The organism is Klebsiella sp. R390, assembly GCF_051131745.1.
In the GTDB taxonomy this organism is placed as follows: Bacteria; Pseudomonadota; Gammaproteobacteria; order Enterobacterales; family Enterobacteriaceae; genus Klebsiella.
Genome location: NZ_CP180445.1, coordinates 2,454,508 through 2,475,518, shown reverse-complemented (window position 1 = coordinate 2,475,518; position 21,011 = coordinate 2,454,508). Strand labels below are relative to the sequence as shown.

At 54.1% G+C, this 21,011-nt stretch carries 15 protein-coding genes, 2 tRNA genes and 3 rRNA genes; 17 read left to right on the top strand and 3 right to left on the bottom strand.

What is annotated here, in order from left to right; all coding sequences use genetic code 11:
• Positions 1-49: 49 nt before the first annotated feature.
• From tatA to tatD, 4 genes are read left to right on the top strand one after another with little or no spacing between them, the layout of a single operon-like run.
• The gene (tatA, locus tag ACMYSP_RS11490) at positions 50-301 is read left to right on the top strand and encodes a Sec-independent protein translocase subunit TatA (RefSeq protein ID WP_434586865.1); all 252 of its coding nucleotides are present in this window, start codon (positions 50-52) and stop codon (positions 299-301) included.
• Positions 302-304: 3 nt separating this feature from the next.
• Positions 305-850: a Sec-independent protein translocase protein TatB gene (tatB, locus tag ACMYSP_RS11485; RefSeq protein WP_434586864.1), complete on the top strand. Its 546-nt coding sequence runs from the start codon at positions 305-307 to the stop codon at positions 848-850.
• 2 nt (positions 851-852) lie between these two features.
• Complete coding sequence (tatC, locus tag ACMYSP_RS11480) at positions 853-1,626, top strand: Sec-independent protein translocase subunit TatC (protein ID WP_434586863.1); 774 nt, start codon at positions 853-855, stop codon at positions 1,624-1,626.
• A 27-nt stretch (positions 1,627-1,653) separates the two neighbouring features.
• Positions 1,654-2,448 (top strand): 3'-5' ssDNA/RNA exonuclease TatD, encoded by a 795-nt coding sequence (gene tatD / locus ACMYSP_RS11475; RefSeq protein ID WP_434586861.1) that lies wholly within the window; start codon positions 1,654-1,656, stop codon positions 2,446-2,448.
• Between the two features lie 8 nt (positions 2,449-2,456).
• On the opposite strand, the gene rfaH is transcribed toward tatD, so the two are convergent.
• Positions 2,457-2,945, bottom strand: coding sequence for a transcription/translation regulatory transformer protein RfaH (gene rfaH / locus ACMYSP_RS11470; RefSeq protein ID WP_434586860.1), 489 nt, complete (start codon positions 2,943-2,945; stop codon positions 2,457-2,459).
• Positions 2,946-3,122: 177 nt separating this feature from the next.
• Between rfaH and ubiD the strand changes: the two genes are divergently transcribed.
• A complete protein-coding gene (gene ubiD / locus ACMYSP_RS11465) occupies positions 3,123-4,592 on the top strand; it encodes a 4-hydroxy-3-polyprenylbenzoate decarboxylase (protein WP_434586859.1) in 1,470 nt (489 codons plus the stop codon).
• 55 nt (positions 4,593-4,647) lie between these two features.
• Positions 4,648-5,349 (top strand): NAD(P)H-flavin reductase, encoded by a 702-nt coding sequence (gene fre / locus ACMYSP_RS11460; RefSeq protein WP_434586858.1) that lies wholly within the window; start codon positions 4,648-4,650, stop codon positions 5,347-5,349.
• Between the two features lie 226 nt (positions 5,350-5,575).
• On the opposite strand, the gene fadA is transcribed toward fre, so the two are convergent.
• Positions 5,576-6,739: an acetyl-CoA C-acyltransferase FadA gene (fadA, locus tag ACMYSP_RS11455; protein WP_434586857.1), complete on the bottom strand. Its 1,164-nt coding sequence runs from the start codon at positions 6,737-6,739 to the stop codon at positions 5,576-5,578.
• Between the two features lie 9 nt (positions 6,740-6,748).
• Complete coding sequence (gene fadB, locus ACMYSP_RS11450; protein WP_434586856.1) at positions 6,749-8,938, bottom strand: fatty acid oxidation complex subunit alpha FadB; 2,190 nt, start codon at positions 8,936-8,938, stop codon at positions 6,749-6,751.
• 191 nt (positions 8,939-9,129) lie between these two features.
• Between fadB and pepQ the strand changes: the two genes are divergently transcribed.
• From pepQ to birA, 11 genes are all read left to right on the top strand, one after another.
• Positions 9,130-10,461: a Xaa-Pro dipeptidase gene (gene pepQ, locus ACMYSP_RS11445; RefSeq protein WP_434586855.1), complete on the top strand. Its 1,332-nt coding sequence runs from the start codon at positions 9,130-9,132 to the stop codon at positions 10,459-10,461.
• The gene (locus ACMYSP_RS11440) at positions 10,461-11,075 is read left to right on the top strand and encodes an IMPACT family protein (RefSeq protein ID WP_434586854.1); all 615 of its coding nucleotides are present in this window, start codon (positions 10,461-10,463) and stop codon (positions 11,073-11,075) included. The genes pepQ and ACMYSP_RS11440 overlap by 1 nt, the downstream gene beginning before the upstream one ends.
• A gap of 40 nt (positions 11,076-11,115) precedes the next feature.
• Entirely contained in the window at positions 11,116-12,567 is a 1,452-nt protein-coding gene (gene trkH / locus ACMYSP_RS11435; RefSeq protein WP_434586853.1) for a Trk system potassium transporter TrkH, read from the top strand.
• A gap of 11 nt (positions 12,568-12,578) precedes the next feature.
• Entirely contained in the window at positions 12,579-13,112 is a 534-nt protein-coding gene (gene hemG / locus ACMYSP_RS11430; RefSeq protein WP_434586852.1) for a menaquinone-dependent protoporphyrinogen IX dehydrogenase, read from the top strand.
• Positions 13,113-13,502: 390 nt separating this feature from the next.
• Positions 13,503-15,043 (top strand): 16S ribosomal RNA (locus ACMYSP_RS11425).
• A 70-nt stretch (positions 15,044-15,113) separates the two neighbouring features.
• Positions 15,114-15,190: transfer RNA gene (locus tag ACMYSP_RS11420), tRNA-Ile, on the top strand.
• 109 nt (positions 15,191-15,299) lie between these two features.
• Positions 15,300-15,375: transfer RNA gene (locus tag ACMYSP_RS11415), tRNA-Ala, on the top strand.
• Positions 15,376-15,581: 206 nt separating this feature from the next.
• Positions 15,582-18,485: ribosomal RNA gene (locus ACMYSP_RS11410) — 23S ribosomal RNA — on the top strand.
• 93 nt (positions 18,486-18,578) lie between these two features.
• Positions 18,579-18,694: ribosomal RNA gene (gene rrf / locus ACMYSP_RS11405) — 5S ribosomal RNA — on the top strand.
• Together the 16S, 23S and 5S rRNA genes with 2 tRNA genes alongside form the textbook arrangement of a ribosomal RNA operon.
• 309 nt (positions 18,695-19,003) lie before the next feature.
• Positions 19,004-20,032 carry a UDP-N-acetylmuramate dehydrogenase gene (murB, locus tag ACMYSP_RS11400; protein ID WP_434586851.1) on the top strand — a complete coding sequence of 343 codons (1,029 nt, stop codon included), beginning with the start codon at positions 19,004-19,006 and terminating at the stop codon, positions 20,030-20,032.
• On the top strand, positions 20,029-20,991 hold the full coding sequence (birA, locus tag ACMYSP_RS11395) for a bifunctional biotin--[acetyl-CoA-carboxylase] ligase/biotin operon repressor BirA (protein ID WP_123753640.1): 963 nt from the start codon (positions 20,029-20,031) through the stop codon (positions 20,989-20,991). The genes murB and birA overlap by 4 nt, the downstream gene beginning before the upstream one ends.
• The last annotated feature ends 20 nt before the right edge of the window (positions 20,992-21,011 follow it).

Genomic DNA, 21,011 nt, shown 5'->3' with positions numbered 1-21,011 from the left:
CGTGTATAATGCGTGCTAATTCTTCATCATCTGTCATAGGGGAATGTGTATGGGTGGTATCAGTATTTGGCAGTTGTTAATTGTTGTCGTCATTGTGGTTCTGCTTTTCGGGACGAAAAAGCTGAGCTCGCTGGGGTCGGATTTAGGTGCATCGATTAAAGGCTTTAAAAAAGCCATGAGCGATGAAGATAAGCCTGAAAAATCCGCTCCGGATGCAGATTTCGCGGCGAAATCTATCGCCGATAAGCCGGATGATGCGAAAAAAGACGAAGCAAAACGCCACGACAAAGAGCAGGTGTAATTCGTGTTCGATATCGGTTTTAGTGAACTGCTGCTGGTGTTCGTTATTGGCCTCATCGTGCTGGGGCCACAGCGGCTACCCGTCGCGGTAAAAACGGTGGCCAGCTGGATTCGTACGCTACGGTCTCTGGCGGCTACCGTACAAAATGAGATAACTCAGGAACTAAAACTGCAGGAGTTCCAGGATAGCCTGAAGAAAGTCGAAAAGGCGAGCCTGGAAAACCTGACACCGGAGCTGAAAGCATCCATGGATGAGCTGCGTGAAGCCGCGGAATCCATGAAGCGCTCCTATACCGCCCACGACCCTGAGAAAACCAGCGACGAAGCAAACACGATCCATAACCCGGTGGTGAAGGGGAGTGAAGCACAGCGCCAGGACATTACGCCAGCCACGGCTGAGCACCAGGCCAGTGCACCTGTACATGCGCCGGAAGAGCCCGTTGTCGACGCGCACTCCGCGACGCCAGCTGAACCTCTCCCGGCCGCCGCTAAAGAAAAAGTGGCTGTAACCGCTTCCGACTCCACTCCTGCATCAAGTGATAAATCGTAACCATGGGCGTAGAAGATACTCAACCGCTAATCTCGCATTTGATCGAACTGCGCAAGCGCCTGATCAATAGCATCGTCGCGATTCTGGTGATTTTTCTGGCGTTGGTTTACTTCGCCAACGATATCTATCAACTGGTCTCGGCTCCGCTGATTCGCCAGATGCCGGTGGGGGCGACAATGATCGCGACCGACGTGGCGTCTCCGTTTTTTACACCGATCAAACTGACCTTTATGGTTTCGGTGATTCTGTCCGTGCCGGTCATTCTTTATCAGGTATGGGCCTTTGTTGCGCCAGCGCTGTATAAGCATGAGCGCCGACTGGTGATGCCGCTGCTGGTTTCCAGCACGCTGCTGTTCTATATCGGCATGGCGTTTGCCTATTTCGTCGTTTTCCCGCTGGCGTTTGGCTTCCTGACGCACGCGGCGCCGGAAGGGGTACAGGTTTCTACCGATATCCGCAGCTATCTCGATTTTGTCATGGCGCTGTTTATTGCCTTTGGCGTGTCGTTTGAAGTGCCGGTGGCGATAGTTCTGCTGTGCTGGGTAGGGGTCACAACGCCGGAAGACCTGCGTAAGAAGCGCCCGTACGTGTTAGTGGGGGCCTTTGTCGTCGGCATGCTGTTGACGCCGCCGGATGTCTTCTCGCAAACCTTGCTGGCGATTCCGATGTACTGTCTGTTTGAGGTCGGGGTCTTTTTTGCCCGGTTCTATACCGGAAAGCGCATGACGCGTGACGAGGATGCCGCCGCGGCAGAGTCGGGGAGCAAAGAAGAGTAATCAACCGCCCGTCAGGGCGGTTGTCATATGGGAGTAGCGATGTTTGATATCGGCGTCAATCTGACCAGTTCACAGTTTTCACGCGATCGCGATGAGGTGGTAGCCCGCGCTCAGGCCGCAGGCGTGACGGGTATGCTGATTACCGGGACCAATCTGCACGAAAGCGAACAGGCCCGGGAAATGGCGCTTGGCTATGCCCATTGCTGGTCAACGGCTGGCGTCCATCCGCATGACAGCAGCAGCTGGACGGCATCAGTGGCGGAGGCGGTGTTTCACCTGGCACGTCAGCCGGAAGTGGTCGCGGTCGGTGAATGTGGACTGGATTTTAACCGCAACTTTTCAACGCCTCAGGAGCAGGAAGCCGCCTTCAGCGCACAGCTGGCGCTGGCCGCAGAGCTTGAGATGCCGGTGTTTTTACACTGCCGCGATGCCCACGAACGCTTTCTGACGCTACTGACCCCATGGCTGGACAAGCTGCCAGGCGCGGTGCTGCACTGCTTTACCGGAACCCGCGACGAAATGCAGGCGTGTGTGGACCACGGTCTGTATATCGGGATCACCGGCTGGGTGTGCGATGAACGACGCGGACTAGAACTGCGTAACCTGTTGCCGGATATCCCGGCAGAACGCCTGCTGATTGAAACAGATGCCCCGTATTTACTGCCTCGAGATCTGAGCCCGAAACCGGCCTCCCGCCGTAACGAACCCGCTCACCTGCCACATATTCTGGCAAGTATCGCGGGATGGCGTGGTGAAGAAGCGCAGCGGCTGGAGGAGATAACGGATACCAATGTCAGAACGTTATTCGGCATCCGTTTTTAACGTGGCGATCAGACTTTATGGAAGTCGGTGTTTTTGACGCTTTGCAGCACCTGCTTGTTAAGCAGGTTCAGAAGCAGCATCGAACGCGCTTCGCCGTCCGGTTCGGTGAAGATGGCCTGCAGGCCTTCAAACGCGCCGTCGGTAATCAGTACGGCATCGCCCTGGTGCGGTGTCTCCGGGTCGGTGATACCTTCCGGCTTGTAGATCGACAGCTGATGAATGACGGTGGACGGCACAATAGCCGGCTGAGCGCCAAAGCGAACAAAACTGTTCACGCCACGGGTGGCACTGATGGTCGTGGTGTGGATAATTTCGGGATCGAACTCGACGAACAGATAGTTGGGGAACAAAGGCTCGCTGACTGTAGTGCGTTTACCCCGGACGATTTTTTCCAGCGCGATCGTCGGCATCAGGCAATTCACAGCCTGTCGCTCGAGATGTTCCTGGGCCCGCTGGAGCTGCCCACGTTTGCAATACAGTAAATACCAAGCTTGCATAATAACTCTTTCCACTCTATTAGCAGCAAGCATAACAAAAGCCTGGAGCGATCGCGAAAGCCAATACCCGTGAAATTAAAAATTCCATATTCTTTCACGCTACTTTAACAAAAGTACAGCATGGCACCGGCGAACACCGTATAATCAGCCGCCTGTATAGAGGTCAATAACAACTCCATGAAATACCATGATCTACGCGACTTTCTGACATTACTGGAGCAGCAGGGCGAACTTAAAAGAATCTCCCTGCCGGTCGATCCGCATCTTGAGATCACCGAAATTGCCGATCGTACTTTACGTGCCGGCGGCCCGGCCCTGCTGTTTGAAAATCCCAAAGGCTACACCATGCCGGTCCTGTGTAATCTGTTTGGCACGCCGCGCCGCGTCGCCATGGGGATGGGGCAGGAGGATGTCAGCTCGCTGCGGGAAGTGGGTAAGTTACTGGCCTTCCTGAAAGAGCCGGAACCCCCGAAAGGCTTTCGCGATCTGTTCGATAAACTGCCGCAGTTTAAGCAGGTGTTGAACATGCCAACGAAACGTCTGCGCGGCGCTCCCTGCCAACAAAAAATCATTGAAGGCGACAACGTCGATCTGACGCGCATCCCGATCATGACCTGCTGGCCGGAAGATGCTGCACCGCTGATCACCTGGGGTCTGACGGTCACCCGTGGTCCGCATAAAGAGCGGCAAAACCTCGGGATCTATCGCCAGCAGCTGATTGGCAAGAATAAGCTGATCATGCGCTGGCTTTCGCATCGTGGAGGCGCGCTGGACTTCCAGGAGTGGTGCGCGGCTCATCCAGGCGAGCGTTTCCCGGTCTCCGTGGCGCTGGGCGCCGATCCTGCAACGATTCTGGGCGCGGTTACGCCGGTTCCCGATACCCTTTCAGAGTATGCCTTTGCTGGTCTGCTACGCGGCACCAAAACCGAAGTGGTGAAGTGCATTTCTAACGATCTTGAAGTGCCCGCCAGCGCGGAAATTGTGCTTGAAGGGTATATCGAACCGGGTGAAATGGCGCCGGAAGGGCCGTATGGTGACCATACCGGCTACTATAACGAAGTGGACAGCTTCCCGGTCTTTACCGTGACGCATATTACCCAGCGTGAAGACGCGATTTACCACTCCACCTACACCGGCCGTCCGCCGGATGAACCGGCGGTGCTGGGCGTGGCGCTGAATGAAGTTTTCGTGCCAATTCTGCAAAAGCAGTTCCCTGAAATTGTCGATTTCTATCTGCCGCCGGAAGGCTGTTCTTATCGTCTGGCAGTAGTCACGATGAAGAAACAGTACGCCGGCCATGCGAAACGCGTCATGATGGGAGTCTGGTCGTTCCTGCGCCAGTTTATGTACACGAAGTTCGTGATCGTCTGCGATGATGACGTCAATGCACGCGACTGGAACGATGTGATCTGGGCGATTACTACCCGTATGGACCCGGCTCGTGATACGGTACTGGTAGAAAATACGCCAATCGATTATCTGGATTTTGCCTCACCGGTTTCCGGTTTGGGTTCAAAAATGGGGCTGGATGCCACAAATAAATGGCCTGGCGAAACCCAGCGTGAATGGGGTCGTCCAATCAAGAAAGATCCTGAGGTGACGGCACGCATCGACGCCATCTGGGATGAGCTGGCTATCTTTAAATAATAGTAAGCGGGGCTAACGCCGCTGTTTTGCTCTATAGACCCGACAGAGGGGACGCATGACAACCTTAAGCTGTAAAGTGACCTCGGTGGAGGCGATTACCGATACCGTATATCGCGTTCGATTAGTGCCGGAAGCGGCATTTTCTTTCCGCGCTGGTCAGTATTTGATGGTGGTAATGGATGAGCGCGATAAGCGCCCGTTCTCTATGGCTTCTACACCGTCGGAGCAGGAATGTATTGAACTCCATATCGGTGCTTCTGAGCTCAACCTGTATGCGATGGCGGTGATGGATCGCATTCTGAAAGAGCGTGAAATTGAGGTTGATATCCCGCATGGTGAGGCCTGGCTGCGCGAAGACGAAAATCGCCCGCTGATTCTCATCGCCGGGGGGACCGGGTTCTCCTACGTGCGTTCTATTCTGCTGACGGCGCTGGCACAGAATCCTCAGCGGGACATCGCCGTTTACTGGGGTGGCCGTGAAGCGAAGCACCTCTACGATCTGGCGGAACTGGAAGCGCTGAGCGTGGAACACCCTGGCCTGCGGGTTGAACCGGTGGTTGAACAACCGGAAGACGACTGGCGCGGCCGCTCCGGCACCGTGTTGACCGCGGTACTGCAGGATTACGGCACGCTGGCGGAGCATGATATCTATATTGCCGGTCGCTTCGAGATGGCCAAAATTGCTCGTGAGCTGTTCTGCAATGAGCGTAGCGCTCGTGAAGATCGCCTGTTCGGCGATGCGTTTGCCTTTATCTGAATGGTCTCCCCCTCTTCTTAAGGGAGAGGGCGGATGATAGCAGAAATAAAAAACCCGCCCCTGACAGGCGGGAAAAACGGCAACTAAACTCTTCCCCGTCCGCCTTTACGCTGTCTCTTTGTTGGCTGCCCTCGCGTACCCCGGTTACATAGTTATCTATGCTCCCGGGGATGTGCTCAGTTGCCGCCGCGATACAGCGTCAATGCGTGAGGGGATATCCTCCCGATTAAACTCGTTCGAATACCGTCGCGATCCCCTGACCCAGCCCAATACACATGGTGGCCAGACCAAACTGGGCGTCTCTGCTCTCCATCTGATTAATCAGGGTGGTGCTGATACGCGCGCCGGAGCATCCTAATGGGTGACCCAGAGCGATCGCGCCGCCGTTGAGGTTGATCTTCTCGTCGATCTGCTCCATTAGCCCAAGATCTTTAATGCACGGCAGGATCTGCGCGGCGAAGGCTTCGTTCATTTCAAATACATCGATATCGTTTACCGAAAGCCCGGCTTTTTTCAGCGCCAGTTTTGAGGCCGGAACCGGGCCATAACCCATAATAGAAGGGTCACAGCCGACCACCGCCATGGCGCGGATACGTGCACGAGGTGTCAGCCCCAGCTCGCGGGCGCGGCTTTCACTCATCAACAGCATCGCGGCAGCGCCGTCCGACAGTGCCGATGAGGTCCCCGCCGTCACGGTACCTGTCACCGGGTCGAATGCCGGTCTCAGCGTCGCCAGTGCTTCCACAGTGGTTTCCGGGCGGATCACTTCATCATAGTTAAATGACTTCAGTACGCCGTCGGCATCATGGCCGCCCGTCGGGATGATTTCCGTTTTGAACGCGCCGGACTGCGTGGCGGCCCAGGCCCGGGCATGGGAGCGTGCAGCGAACTGGTCCTGCATCTCCCGGCTGATGCCGTGCAGGCGCGCCAGCATTTCGGCGGTTAATCCCATCATGCCGGCCGCTTTTGCCACGTTGCGGCTCAGCCCCGGGTGAAAATCGACGCCGTGGCTCATCGGGACGTGACCCATATGCTCCACACCGCCAATCAGACAGACGCTGGCGTCCCCGGTCATGATCATTCGGGCCGCGTCATGCAGCGCCTGCATCGATGATCCGCACAGGCGGTTGACCGTCGTTGCCGGTACCGAGTGCGGGATTTCGGCAAGGAGCGCGGCATTACGCGCAATATTGAAACCTTGCTCCAGCGTTTGTTGCACGCAGCCCCAGTAAATATCGTCAATCGCGGACGGATCAAGTGACGGGTTACGCGACAGCAGGCTACGCATCAGGTGCGCGGAGAGATCTTCCGCGCGCACGTGGCGAAACGCGCCGCCCTTCGAACGGCCCATCGGGGTGCGAACTGCATCAACAATGACAACCTGTTCCATTGTGACTCCTTAAGCCGTTTTCAGAACACCCGCCGGGCGGGCTGGTTCTACCGGAGGATAGTAGGGTTCGTTATGGCCCGCTTTACTACGCAGACCTTCCGGGACGTCATACAACGGACCGAGATGCTGGTATTGCTGCGCCATATCGAGGTATTTTGCGCTGCCGAGGGTATCCAGCCAGCGGAAGGCGCCGCCGTGGAACGGTGGGAAGCCGAGGCCATAAACCAGCGCCATATCCGCTTCGGCCGGGCTGGCAATGATGCCTTCCTCCAGACAGCGCACCACTTCGTTGACCATTGGAATCATCATGCGGGCGATAATTTCTTCATCGCTGAAGTCGCGTTTGGCCTGGCTCACATCGGCCAGCAGTGCGTCAACGGCCGGGTCTTCTTCTTTCTTCGGCTTACCTTTACTGTCCGCTTGATAGCGCCAGAAGCCGAGACCATTTTTCTGGCCAAAGCGGCTGGCGTCGAACAGGGCATCAATGGCGTCGCGGTAATCTTTTTGCATGCGCTGCGGGAAACCGGCAGCCATGACGGCCTGCGCGTGGTGTGCGGTATCGATGCCAACGACGTCCAGCAGATATGCCGGGCCCATCGGCCAGCCAAACACTTTTTCCATCACCTTATCGACTTTGCGGAAGTCGGCGCCATCGCGTAATAACTGGCTGAAGCCGGCGAAATAGGGGAACAGCACGCGGTTGACGAAGAAGCCGGGACAGTCATTGACCACAATCGGCGTTTTGCCCATTTTGCTGGCCCAGGCCACCACTTTGGCAATGGTTTTATCCGACGTTTTTGCGCCGCGAATAACTTCAACCAGCGGCATGCGATGCACCGGGTTAAAGAAGTGCATGCCGCAGAAGTTTTCCGGTCGTTGCAGGACGCTGGCCAGCTCACCGATCGGAATCGTTGAGGTATTGGAAGCCAGTACCGCATCCGGGCGTACTTTCTCTTCGGTTTCCGCCAGCACGGCCTTTTTCACTTTCGGATTTTCGACGACGGCTTCCACCACGACATCAACGCGTTCGAACCCGGTGTAATCCAGGGTTGGGTGAATCGTGCCGATCACGCCTGCCAGCTTCAGGCCATCAATTTTCCCGCGCTCAAGCTGCTTGTTGAGCAGTTTGGCGGCTTCGTTCATCCCGAGCGTCAGTGATTTATCATTAATATCCTTCATGATCACCGGCACGCCTTTCCAGGCGGACTGGTAGGCAATTCCGCCACCCATGATCCCGGCACCCAGTACTGCAGCCTGTTGCGGGGTCTCAACGTCTTTGGTCAGCTTCTTCGCTTTGGCTTTGACGTACTGATCGTTGAGGAAAATCCCTACCAGTGCCCGGGCTTCTTTGGTGTGCGCCAGCGGGACAAAGCTTTGATTTTCCAGCTTCAGTGCGTCTTCACGGCCGAAACGGGCGGCGGCTTCAATAGTTTTCACCGCCGTAATCGGCGCGGGATAATGTTTGCCGGCGGTTTGGGCGACCATGCCTTTGGCGATGGTGAAGCTCATGGTGGCTTCAATCTTGCTGAGCTTCAGCGGCTCCAGCTTCGGCTGACGTTTGGCTTTCCAGTCCAGATCGCCGTTGATTGCCTGATGAAGAATAGCGATCGCGCCATCACGCAGTTTCTCCGGTTTGACAACCCCATCCACCAGGCCAATTTTCAACGCCTGATCGGCACTGACATCTTTACCGGCAGCAATAATTTCCAGCGCGCTATCGGCGCCGAGCAGGCGCGGAAGGCGCACCGACCCACCGAAGCCCGGCATGATACCCAGTTTGGTTTCAGGCAGGCCGATGCGGAGATCCGGCGTGGCCAGACGATAGTCCGTCGCCAGGACACATTCGCAACCGCCGCCCAGCGCATAGCCGTTCACCGCTGAAATCGTGGGAACCGACAAATCTTCCAGGCGATTAAAGACGCTGTTGGCAAAATGCAGCCACTGGCTGAGCTGTTCCTGTGGTACCAGGAACAGGGAGAGGAATTCGGTAATGTCGGCACCGACGATAAAGGCCGCTTTTTCTGAGCGCAGCAGCAGCCCCTTGAGATCTTTTTGCTTTTCGAGCACGTCCAGCGCGTCGCCGAGGCTGGCTACGGTAGCGGTGTCGAGCTTGTTCACCGAGCCGGGGGCATCGAACACCAGTTCGGCAATGCCATCTTCCAGCCAGTCGAGGTACAGGTTGTCGCCTTTGTAGAGCATGTCAGTCTCCTGAATCCAGCAATGTGATCTGGTCGTACCAGATGAGACGGAGTGTGGGATTTATGTTAAAGAATTGCAAATGAGTCTTTAAATAAATGCTGGTCTGATCACACCCGGTGGAAATCACCCTGCCTGAGGCCAATGTGCTAAGATGCGGAACATCACGATCCAATAAAAGCAAAGGATGAAAGATGGAATCACTAGCCGCGCTCTATAAAAATCATATCGTTACCCTACAAGAACGTACCCGTGATGCTTTAGCGCGTTTTAAGCTCGATGCGTTACTGATTCACTCTGGTGAGCTGGTCAACGTCTTTCTTGACGACCATCCGTACCCGTTTAAGGTCAACCCGCAATTTAAATCATGGGTACCGGTGACGCAGGTGCCAAACTGTTGGCTGCTGGTGGATGGCGTTAACAAGCCGAAACTGTGGTTCTATCTGCCGGTAGATTACTGGCATAACGTGGAACCGCTGCCGACCTCTTTCTGGACGGAAGAAGTTGAAGTGATCGCGCTACCAAAAGCGGACGGCATTGGTAGCCAACTGCCGGCAGCACGCGGCAACATCGGCTATATCGGGCCGGTACCGGAGCGGGCGCTCGGTCTGGATATCTCCGCCGATAATATCAACCCGAAAGGGGTGATCGATTACCTGCATTACTATCGCTCTTATAAAACCGACTATGAGCTGGCCTGCATGCGTGAAGCGCAGAAATCGGCGGTGAATGGCCACCGTGCAGCCCACGAAGCCTTCCTTTCCGGAATGAGCGAGTTCGATATTAACCAGGCGTACCTGACGGCTACCGGCCACCGCGATACCGATGTGCCATATAGCAATATCGTGGCGCTGAATGAACATGCTTCCGTGCTGCACTACACCAAACTGGATCACCGTGCGCCGGCAGATGCGCGCAGCTTCCTGCTGGATGCCGGGGCGGAATACAATGGTTACGCAGCCGACCTGACCCGCACCTGGGCTGCGCACAGCGACAATGACTATGCGCATTTGATTAAAGACGTTAACGATGAGCAGCTGGCGCTGATTAGCACCATGAAAGCGGGCACCAGCTATGTGGATTACCATATCCAGTTCCATCAGCGCATCGCGAAGCTGCTGCGTAAGCACCAGATCGTCACCAACATGAGCGAAGAAGCGATGGTTGAAAACGACCTGACCGGGCCGTTTATGCCGCACGGCATTGGCCATCCGTTGGGTTTACAGGTTCATGATGTGGCAGGGTTCATGCAGGATGATAGCGGCACGCATCTGGCGGCGCCGTCAAAGTATCCATATCTCCGCTGCACGCGTATTCTGCAGCCGCGTATGGTGCTGACGATTGAGCCGGGTATCTACTTCATTGAATCTCTGCTGGCACCGTGGCGTGAAGGGCAGTTCAGCAAACACTTCAACTGGCAGAAAATTGACGCGCTGAAGCCGTTTGGCGGGATCCGTATCGAAGATAACGTCGTCATTCACGAAAGCAGTGTTGAAAATATGACGCGTGACCTGAAACTGGCGTAATGGATAGCTGGTTGATACCGGCCGCGCCGGTAACCTTCGTTGAAGAGATCAAAAAGAGTCGCTTTATCACGCTGTTGGCGCATACCGACGGCGTGGTTGCGGCGAAAGCCTTTGTGGAGTCCGTCAGGGCGGAACATCCGGACGCTCGCCACCATTGTGTGGCGTGGGTGGCCGGGCCGCCCAATGACTCGCAGCAACTGGGGTTTTCTGACGATGGCGAACCTGCGGGGACGGCAGGTAAGCCGATGCTGGCGCAGCTGATGGGCAGCGGCGTCGGCGAAATAACCGCTGTGGTGGTGCGCTACTACGGCGGGATTTTGTTGGGTACCGGCGGTCTGGTCAAAGCCTACGGTGGCGGTGTGCATCAGGCGCTTGCTGCGCTAACAACCCAGCGCAAGACGCCGTTAACAGCATATACTTTGCAGTGTGAATACGGGCAGTTAGCCGGGATTGAAACGCTGTTGGCTCAGTTCTCAGGACACATTGTCGAAAGCGAATATCAGGCGTTCGTCCAGCTTAGAGTGGCGCTTCCGCAAGCTGAAGTGGCCTCTTTTTCGACAAAACTGGCTGATTTTAGTCGTGGTTCGTTGCAATTATTAAAGATTGACGAATAATCCCCACCTGATTTTTTGCATATCAAAGGAAGCGCCAGAGATGCATTTTCGCGCGATAACCCGAATCGTTGGACTGCTGGTCATTTTATTTTCGGGGACCATGATCCTGCCGGGATTAGTGGCCCTGATATACCGCGATGGCGCGGGACGGGCGTTTACCCAGACCTTTTTTGTCGCGCTGGCGATTGGCTCTCTATTATGGTGGCCGAACCGCCGTGAAAAAGGGGAGCTGAAATCCCGCGAAGGTTTTCTGATTGTTGTGCTCTTCTGGACCGTGCTGGGCAGCGTCGGTGCGCTCCCGTTCATTTTTGCTGAGCAACCGAACCTGACTATCACCGACGCGTTCTTTGAATCCTTCTCGGGTTTGACCACTACGGGTGCAACAACGCTGGTGGGGCTGGATTCGTTACCTCACGCTATTTTGTTCTATCGCCAGATGCTGCAGTGGTTTGGTGGTATGGGGATCATTGTGCTGGCGGTGGCGATACTGCCGATACTGGGCGTCGGGGGGATGCAGTTGTATCGGGCAGAAATGCCCGGGCCGCTAAAAGACAATAAAATGCGCCCCCGCATCGCCGAAACGGCAAAAACCCTGTGGCTCATCTATGTCCTGCTAACCGTGGCCTGCGCGCTGGCGCTATGGTTTGCGGGGATGCCGGCATTTGACGCCATTGGCCATAGCTTTTCGACTATCGCGATTGGCGGTTTTTCTACGCATGATGCCAGCGTGGGGTATTTTAACAGTCCGACCATTAATACGATTATTGCGATTTTCCTGCTGATTTCCGGCTGTAACTATGGTCTGCACTTTTCATTGCTGAGCGGACGCAGCCTGAAGGTGTACTGGCGTGACCCTGAATTCCGCATGTTTATTGGTGTCCAGCTGACGCTGGTGGTGATTTGTACGCTGGTGCTCTGGCTACATGACGTCTACAGCTCGGCATTGACCACCGTCAATCAGGCCTTTTTCCAGGTGGTGTCGATGGCCACCACCGCGGGCTTTACCACCGACAGCATCGCCCGCTGGCCGCTGTTTCTCCCGGTTCTGTTGCTGTGCTCGGCATTTATCGGCGGCTGCGCCGGGTCGACGGGCGGGGGTCTGAAAGTGATTCGTATCCTGCTGCTGTTTAAGCAGGGGAACCGCGAACTTAAACGCCTGGTGCACCCGAATGCGGTATACAGCATTAAGTTAGGCAACCGTGCGCTACCTGAACGAATTCTGGAAGCGGTATGGGGATTCTTTTCCGCCTATGCGCTGGTCTTTATTATCAGTATGCTGGCGATTATCGCGACCGGTGTGGATGACTTTTCTGCTTTTGCCTCGGTCGTGGCGACGCTTAATAACCTGGGACCAGGGCTTGGCGTGGTGGCGGATAACTTCGCGACAATGAACCCGGTCGCGAAATGGATCTTGATTGCTAATATGCTGTTTGGTCGTCTGGAAGTGTTCACCTTATTGGTGCTCTTTACTCCCACTTTCTGGCGCGAATAACAGGAGTGCTTGTGAAAACGTTGATTCTATTTTCAACCCGTGACGGGCAGACCCGCGAAATTGCCTCCTTCCTGGCTTCAGAACTTAAAGAGCTGGGCGTTGATTCAGATACGGTTAATCTAAACCGTACAGAGGACGTCGAATGGCAGCACTACGATCGCGTGGTGATTGGCGCGTCGATTCGTTACGGGCATTTTCATTCGGCGTTGGACCGCTTTGTGAAGAAACACCTTTCGGCGTTGCAGGCACGCCCCGGCGCATTTTTCTCGGTGAACCTGGTTGCACGTAAACCAGAGAAGCGCACACCACAAACGAATAGCTATACGCGCAAGTTTCTGCTCAGCTCACCGTGGCAGCCGCAGCGCAGCGCGGTGTTTGCCGGCGCGCTACGTTATCCACGTTATCGCTGGTACGACCGCTTTATGATCCGCTTGATTATGAAGATGACCGGCGGGGAAACGGATACCAGTAAAGAGGTGGTGTATACCGACTGGAAGCAGGTTGCGAATTTTGCGCGGGAAATCGCACAAATGACGCGCAAGTAGCGCGTAAAATCGGCGCTATGGCGGGAATTTGAGCGGTTGAAAAGTTTTTTTAAAACAGGGCTTGTCAACGTCTCAGAACTCCCTATAATGCGCCTCCACTGACACGGAACAACGGCAAGCAAGCCGCCGGGTCAGCAGGGTTTCTCCGGAAATTCTGACAGAGAAAAGCGAAAATAAACGCTTGACTCTGAATGAGGAAAACGTATTATACGGGACCTCGAAACGGTGAGCGAAAGCCGCGTTTCAACTGCTCTTTAACAATTTATCAGACAATCTGTGTGGGCACTCAAAGTGACATGGATTCTTAACGTCCTCGGACGAAAAATGAATACCAAGTCTCTGAGTGAACACGTAATTCATTACGAAGTTTAATTCACGAGCATCAAACTTAAATTGAAGAGTTTGATCATGGCTCAGATTGAACGCTGGCGGCAGGCCTAACACATGCAAGTCGAGCGGTAGCACAGGAGAGCTTGCTCTCCGGGTGACGAGCGGCGGACGGGTGAGTAATGTCTGGGAAACTGCCTGATGGAGGGGATAACTACTGGAAACGGTAGCTAATACCGCATAACGTCGCAAGACCAAAGTGGGGGACCTTCGGGCCTCATGCCATCAGATGTGCCCAGATGGGATTAGCTAGTAGGTGGGGTAATGGCTCACCTAGGCGACGATCCCTAGCTGGTCTGAGAGGATGACCAGCCACACTGGAACTGAGACACGGTCCAGACTCCTACGGGAGGCAGCAGTGGGGAATATTGCACAATGGGCGCAAGCCTGATGCAGCCATGCCGCGTGTATGAAGAAGGCCTTCGGGTTGTAAAGTACTTTCAGCGAGGAGGAAGGCATTAAGGTTAATAACCTTGGTGATTGACGTTACTCGCAGAAGAAGCACCGGCTAACTCCGTGCCAGCAGCCGCGGTAATACGGAGGGTGCAAGCGTTAATCGGAATTACTGGGCGTAAAGCGCACGCAGGCGGTTTGTTAAGTCAGATGTGAAATCCCCGGGCTCAACCTGGGAACTGCATTTGAAACTGGCAAGCTTGAGTCTTGTAGAGGGGGGTAGAATTCCAGGTGTAGCGGTGAAATGCGTAGAGATCTGGAGGAATACCGGTGGCGAAGGCGGCCCCCTGGACAAAGACTGACGCTCAGGTGCGAAAGCGTGGGGAGCAAACAGGATTAGATACCCTGGTAGTCCACGCTGTAAACGATGTCGACTTGGAGGTTGTTCCCTTGAGGAGTGGCTTCCGGAGCTAACGCGTTAAGTCGACCGCCTGGGGAGTACGGCCGCAAGGTTAAAACTCAAATGAATTGACGGGGGCCCGCACAAGCGGTGGAGCATGTGGTTTAATTCGATGCAACGCGAAGAACCTTACCTACTCTTGACATCCAGAGAACTTAGCAGAGATGCTTTGGTGCCTTCGGGAACTCTGAGACAGGTGCTGCATGGCTGTCGTCAGCTCGTGTTGTGAAATGTTGGGTTAAGTCCCGCAACGAGCGCAACCCTTATCCTTTGTTGCCAGCGGTCCGGCCGGGAACTCAAAGGAGACTGCCAGTGATAAACTGGAGGAAGGTGGGGATGACGTCAAGTCATCATGGCCCTTACGAGTAGGGCTACACACGTGCTACAATGGCATATACAAAGAGAAGCGACCTCGCGAGAGCAAGCGGACCTCATAAAGTATGTCGTAGTCCGGATTGGAGTCTGCAACTCGACTCCATGAAGTCGGAATCGCTAGTAATCGTAGATCAGAATGCTACGGTGAATACGTTCCCGGGCCTTGTACACACCGCCCGTCACACCATGGGAGTGGGTTGCAAAAGAAGTAGGTAGCTTAACCTTCGGGAGGGCGCTTACCACTTTGTGATTCATGACTGGGGTGAAGTCGTAACAAGGTAACCGTAGGGGAACCTGCGGTTGGATCACCTCCTTACCTGAAGAACCTGCCTTTGTAGTGTCCACACAGATTGTCTGATGAAAAATAAGCAGTAAAACATCTCTGCAGGCTTGTAGCTCAGGTGGTTAGAGCGCACCCCTGATAAGGGTGAGGTCGGTGGTTCAAGTCCACTCAGGCCTACCAAATTCATCCTGATACTGCGTTGTGAAACGACTCGCATACTTCAGTATGCTTCGCCCTTCCACGCCTTGTTTCAGTCTGAATTACCGGTACGAGAGATGAGTATTACGATGGGGTTATAGCTCAGCTGGGAGAGCGCCTGCCTTGCACGCAGGAGGTCTGCGGTTCGATCCCGCATAGCTCCACCATCCTTTACTGCTGAATAACAAGAAAACTTCAGAGTGTACCTGAAAAGGTATACTGCGAAGTTTTGCTCTTTAAAAATCTGGATCAAGCTGAAAATTGAAACGACACACTGTTTCCTTTCTCCGTAATAAGAAAGGAAAAATGGTGTGTTCGAGTCTCTCAAATTTTCGCAATGCGAACTGTTTTACGAAACAGCTTCGGGTTGTGAGGTTAAGCGACTAAGCGTACACGGTGGATGCCCTGGCAGTCAGAGGCGATGAAGGACGTGCTAATCTGCGATAAGCGTCGGTAAGGTGATATGAACCGTTATAACCGGCGATTTCCGAATGGGGAAACCCAGTGTGTTTCGACACACTATCGTTAAGTGAATACATAGCTTAACGAAGCGAACCGGGGGAACTGAAACATCTAAGTACCCCGAGGAAAAGAAATCAACCGAGATTCCCCCAGTAGCGGCGAGCGAACGGGGAGGAGCCCAGAGTCTGAATCAGCGCGTGTGTTAGTGGAACGGTCTGGAAAGTCCGGCGGTACAGGGTGATAGCCCCGTACACTAAAATGCACACGTTGTGAACTCGAAGAGTAGGGCGGGACACGTGGTATCCTGTCTGAATATGGGGGACCATCCTCCAAGGCTAAATACTCCTGACTGACCGATAGTGAACCAGTACCGTGAGGGAAAGGCGAAAAGAACCCCGGCGAGGGGAGTGAAAAAGAACCTGAAACCGTGTACGTACAAGCAGTGGGAGCCTACTTGTTAGGTGACTGCGTACCTTTTGTATAATGGGTCAGCGACTTATATTCTGTAGCAAGGTTAACCGTATAGGGGAGCCGCAGGGAAACCGAGTCTTAACTGGGCGTTAAGTTGCAGGGTATAGACCCGAAACCCGGTGATCTAGCCATGGGCAGGTTGAAGGTTGGGTAACACTAACTGGAGGACCGAACCGACTAATGTTGAAAAATTAGCGGATGACTTGTGGCTGGGGGTGAAAGGCCAATCAAACCGGGAGATAGCTGGTTCTCCCCGAAAGCTATTTAGGTAGCGCCTCGTGAACTCATCTTCGGGGGTAGAGCACTGTTTCGGCTAGGGGGTCATCCCGACTTACCAACCCGATGCAAACTACGAATACCGAAGAATGTTATCACGGGAGACACACGGCGGGTGCTAACGTCCGTCGTGAAGAGGGAAACAACCCAGACCGCCAGCTAAGGTCCCAAAGTCATGGTTAAGTGGGAAACGATGTGGGAAGGCACAGACAGCCAGGATGTTGGCTTAGAAGCAGCCATCATTTAAAGAAAGCGTAATAGCTCACTGGTCGAGTCGGCCTGCGCGGAAGATGTAACGGGGCTAAACCATGCACCGAAGCTGCGGCAGCGACACTATGTGTTGTTGGGTAGGGGAGCGTTCTGTAAGCCGTTGAAGGTGGCCTGTGAGGGTTGCTGGAGGTATCAGAAGTGCGAATGCTGACATAAGTAACGATAAAGCGGGTGAAAAGCCCGCTCGCCGGAAGACCAAGGGTTCCTGTCCAACGTTAATCGGGGCAGGGTGAGTCGACCCCTAAGGCGAGGCCGAAAGGCGTAGTCGATGGGAAACAGGTTAATATTCCTGTACTCGGTGTTACTGCGAAGGGGGGACGGAGAAGGCTATGTTAGCCGGGCGACGGTTGTCCCGGTTTAAGCATGTAGGCGGGAAGTTTAGGTAAATCCGGACTTCTTTTAACGCTGAGGTGTGATGACGAGGCACTACGGTGCTGAAGTAACAAATGCCCTGCTTCCAGGAAAAGCCTCTAAGCATCAGGTAACATCAAATCGTACCCCAAACCGACACAGGTGGTCAGGTAGAGAATACCAAGGCGCTTGAGAGAACTCGGGTGAAGGAACTAGGCAAAATGGTGCCGTAACTTCGGGAGAAGGCACGCTGATGGTAAGTGAAGCGACTTGCTCGTGGAGCTGAAATCAGTCGAAGATACCAGCTGGCTGCAACTGTTTATTAAAAACACAGCACTGTGCAAACACGAAAGTGGACGTATACGGTGTGACGCCTGCCCGGTGCCGGAAGGTTAATTGATGGGGTTATCCGTAAGGAGAAGCTCTTGATCGAAGCCCCGGTAAACGGCGGCCGTAACTATAACGGTCCTAAGGTAGCGAAATTCCTTGTCGGGTAAGTTCCGACCTGCACGAATGGCGTAATGATGGCCAGGCTGTCTCCACCCGAGACTCAGTGAAATTGAACTCGCTGTGAAGATGCAGTGTACCCGCGGCAAGACGGAAAGACCCCGTGAACCTTTACTATAGCTTGACACTGAACATTGAGCCTTGATGTGTAGGATAGGTGGGAGGCTTTGAAGCGTGGACGCCAGTCTGCGTGGAGCCAACCTTGAAATACCACCCTTTAATGTTTGATGTTCTAACGTAGACCCGTGATCCGGGTTGCGGACAGTGTCTGGTGGGTAGTTTGACTGGGGCGGTCTCCTCCCAAAGAGTAACGGAGGAGCACGAAGGTTAGCTAATCCTGGTCGGACATCAGGAGGTTAGTGCAATGGCATAAGCTAGCTTGACTGCGAGCGTGACGGCGCGAGCAGGTGCGAAAGCAGGTCATAGTGATCCGGTGGTTCTGAATGGAAGGGCCATCGCTCAACGGATAAAAGGTACTCCGGGGATAACAGGCTGATACCGCCCAAGAGTTCATATCGACGGCGGTGTTTGGCACCTCGATGTCGGCTCATCACATCCTGGGGCTGAAGTAGGTCCCAAGGGTACGGCTGTTCGCCGTTTAAAGTGGTACGCGAGCTGGGTTTAGAACGTCGTGAGACAGTTCGGTCCCTATCTGCCGTGGGCGCTGGAGAATTGAGGGGGCTGCTCCTAGTACGAGAGGACCGGAGTGGACGCATCACTGGTGTTCGGGTTGTCATGCCAATGGCATTGCCCGGTAGCTAAATGCGGAAAAGATAAGTGCTGAAAGCATCTAAGCACGAAACTTGCCCCGAGATGAGTTCTCCCTGACTCCTTGAGAGTCCTGAAGGAACGTTGAAGACGACGACGTTGATAGGTCGGGTGTGTAAGCGTAGCGATACGTTGAGCTAACCGATACTAATGAACCGTGAGGCTTAACCTTACAACGCCAAAGCTGTTTTGGTGGACAGAGAGAAGATTTTCAGCCTGATACAGATTAGTTGGGGTGCTTTTAGCATCCTGATAACAGAATTTGCCTGGCGGCGATAGCGCGGTGGTCCCACCTGACCCCATGCCGAACTCAGAAGTGAAACGCCGTAGCGCCGATGGTAGTGTGGGGTCTCCCCATGTGAGAGTAGGGAACTGCCAGGCATCAAATAAAACAAAGAAACCTCATGCGAAAGCATGGGGTTTTTTTGTTTATCTGCTAAAGCAAAGGGCTCAGTCGAAAGACCGGGCCTTTTGTTTTTTCTGCGATTCACCGGGGAAAGGTGTCTCCGGGCCATCAGACAATACAGAAGCCCATCCTGACGGATGGGCTTTTTGTGTTTTAGCGTTATGTTTCGCTTTATGCGTAGCAAAACATCATAACATCGCACGACACCCATCCAGCCGCATTCAAACAAGCCTTCCCCCAGCAGATACGGTAAACTAGTCCGGATTTTGCATCAGGAAGCCACTATGAATCATTCTCTCAAACCCTGGAATACCTTTGGCATTGACCGTAAAGCCAAAGTCATTGTACGTGCTGATAATGAACAGCTGCTATTGTCTGCCTGGCAGAGAGCCACGGCAGAAGATCAGCCCGTTTTGATCCTCGGTGAAGGGAGCAATGTCCTGTTCCTACAGGATTATGCTGGTACGGTTATTATTAACCGCATCATGGGCATAGAGGTCACGGAAACACCCGAGGCCTGGCTCTTGCATGTTGGTTCCGGGGAGAACTGGCACCAACTGGTGCAGTTTACGCTGGAGAATGACATGCCGGGCCTGGAAAACCTCGCCTTGATTCCTGGCTGCGCAGGGTCTTCCCCGATTCAGAATATCGGTGCCTATGGTGTTGAACTCCAGCGTGTTTGCCAGTATGTCGACTGTATCGAACTGACGAGCGGCCGTAAGCAACGTCTTTCCGCCAGCGAGTGCCGCTTTGGCTATCGCGACAGTATTTTCAAGCATGAGTATCAGGATCGCTATGCCATTGTTGCGGTGGGACTTCGTCTACCCAGGACCTGGCATCCGGTATTAACTTATGGTGACCTGACCCGCCTGGATCCACAAACCGTGACGCCACGTCAGGTATTCGATGCCATATGCCATATGCGTATGACAAAACTTCCTGATCCGAAAGTAAATGGTAATGCCGGAAGCTTCTTTAAGAACCCCGTTATCAGCGCTGAGCAAAGCCAGGCGCTTCTGGCTGCATTCCCAAATGCGCCACATTACCCACAGGCGGATGGCAGCATGAAACTGGCTGCGGGCTGGCTGATCGATCAATGCCAGCTTAAAGGAAAAACTATCGGTGGTGCTGCGGTACATCGCCAGCAGGCGCTGGTCTTAATCAATGATAAAGATGCAACCAGCGATGATGTTGTTCAGCTGGCACATTACGTCCGCCAGCAGGTCGGCGAGAGATTCAATGTCTGGCTGCAGCCGGAAGTCCGTTTTATTGGCACGACTGGTGAAGTGAATGCCGAGGAGACCATTTCGTGAGAGATAATACAATCCCCCTGACATTGATATCCATTCTGGCCGATGGCGAGTTTCATTCCGGGGAGCAGCTGGGCGAACGTCTGGGAATGAGTCGTGCGGCCATCAATAAACACATTCAGACATTGCGTGACTGGGGCGTTGATGTGTTTACCGTTCCTGGCAAGGGTTACAGCCTGCCGGAGCCTATCCAATTATTAGATGAAGACAGCATTGCCGCACAGATCGAACATGGTCGGGTAACGGTACTTCCGGTCATTGATTCGACGAACCAGTATTTACTCGATCGCCTAAACGAACTGCAATCCGGGGATGCGTGCGTCGCAGAGTATCAGCAGGCGGGTCGTGGTCGCCGAGGGCGTAAGTGGTTCTCACCCTTTGGGGCAAATCTTTATCTTTCGATGTACTGGCGCCTGGAGCAGGGGCCTGCCGCGGCGATTGGCCTGAGCCTGGTCATCGGTATTGTTATTGCTGAAGTTCTCCAGAGTCTGGGAGCGGATAAAGTTCGTGTGAAGTGGCCTAACGATCTCTATCTGCAGGATCGTAAACTGTCGGGTATCCTGGTCGAACTGACGGGAAAAACAGGTGATGCAGCGCAGATCGTTAGCGGCGCGGGGATCAATCTGGCAATGCGCCGCGTTGAATCAGACGTGGTGAACCAGGGATGGATTAGCCTGCAGGAAGCTGGTGTGTCTATCGATCGCAATACGCTGGCCGCGCGCCTGATTAAAGAGCTTCGCGCGGGCCTACAACTGTTTGAGCAGGATGGTCTGGCCCCTTATCTTGCTCGCTGGGAGAAATTGGATAATTTCCTTAATCGCCCGGTAAAGCTTATTATCGGCGACAAAGAAATTTTCGGAATTTCGCGCGGTATCGATACTCAGGGGGCATTATTGCTTGAGCAAGATGGCGTTATCAAACCATGGGTTGGTGGTGAAATATCACTGCGTAGCGCGGAATAAACCAAATAAAAAGGGAGCCT

Bases quoted from the DNA above. Each gene is read 5' to 3' on its own strand.
- tatA (WP_434586865.1), top strand. From the start codon at position 50: ATGGGTGGTATCAGTATTTGGCAGTTGTTAATTGTTGTCGTCATTGTG.
- tatC (WP_434586863.1), top strand. From the start codon at position 853: ATGGGCGTAGAAGATACTCAACCGCTAATCTCGCATTTGATCGAACTG.
- tatD (WP_434586861.1), top strand. From the start codon at position 1,654: ATGGGAGTAGCGATGTTTGATATCGGCGTCAATCTGACCAGTTCACAG.
- rfaH (WP_434586860.1), bottom strand. From the start codon at position 2,945: ATGCAAGCTTGGTATTTACTGTATTGCAAACGTGGGCAGCTCCAGCGG.
- ubiD (WP_434586859.1), top strand. From the start codon at position 3,123: ATGAAATACCATGATCTACGCGACTTTCTGACATTACTGGAGCAGCAG.
- fre (WP_434586858.1), top strand. From the start codon at position 4,648: ATGACAACCTTAAGCTGTAAAGTGACCTCGGTGGAGGCGATTACCGAT.
- fadA (WP_434586857.1), bottom strand. From the start codon at position 6,739: ATGGAACAGGTTGTCATTGTTGATGCAGTTCGCACCCCGATGGGCCGT.
- fadB (WP_434586856.1), bottom strand. From the start codon at position 8,938: ATGCTCTACAAAGGCGACAACCTGTACCTCGACTGGCTGGAAGATGGC.
- pepQ (WP_434586855.1), top strand. From the start codon at position 9,130: ATGGAATCACTAGCCGCGCTCTATAAAAATCATATCGTTACCCTACAA.
- ACMYSP_RS11440 (WP_434586854.1), top strand. From the start codon at position 10,461: ATGGATAGCTGGTTGATACCGGCCGCGCCGGTAACCTTCGTTGAAGAG.
- trkH (WP_434586853.1), top strand. From the start codon at position 11,116: ATGCATTTTCGCGCGATAACCCGAATCGTTGGACTGCTGGTCATTTTA.
- murB (WP_434586851.1), top strand. From the start codon at position 19,004: ATGAATCATTCTCTCAAACCCTGGAATACCTTTGGCATTGACCGTAAA.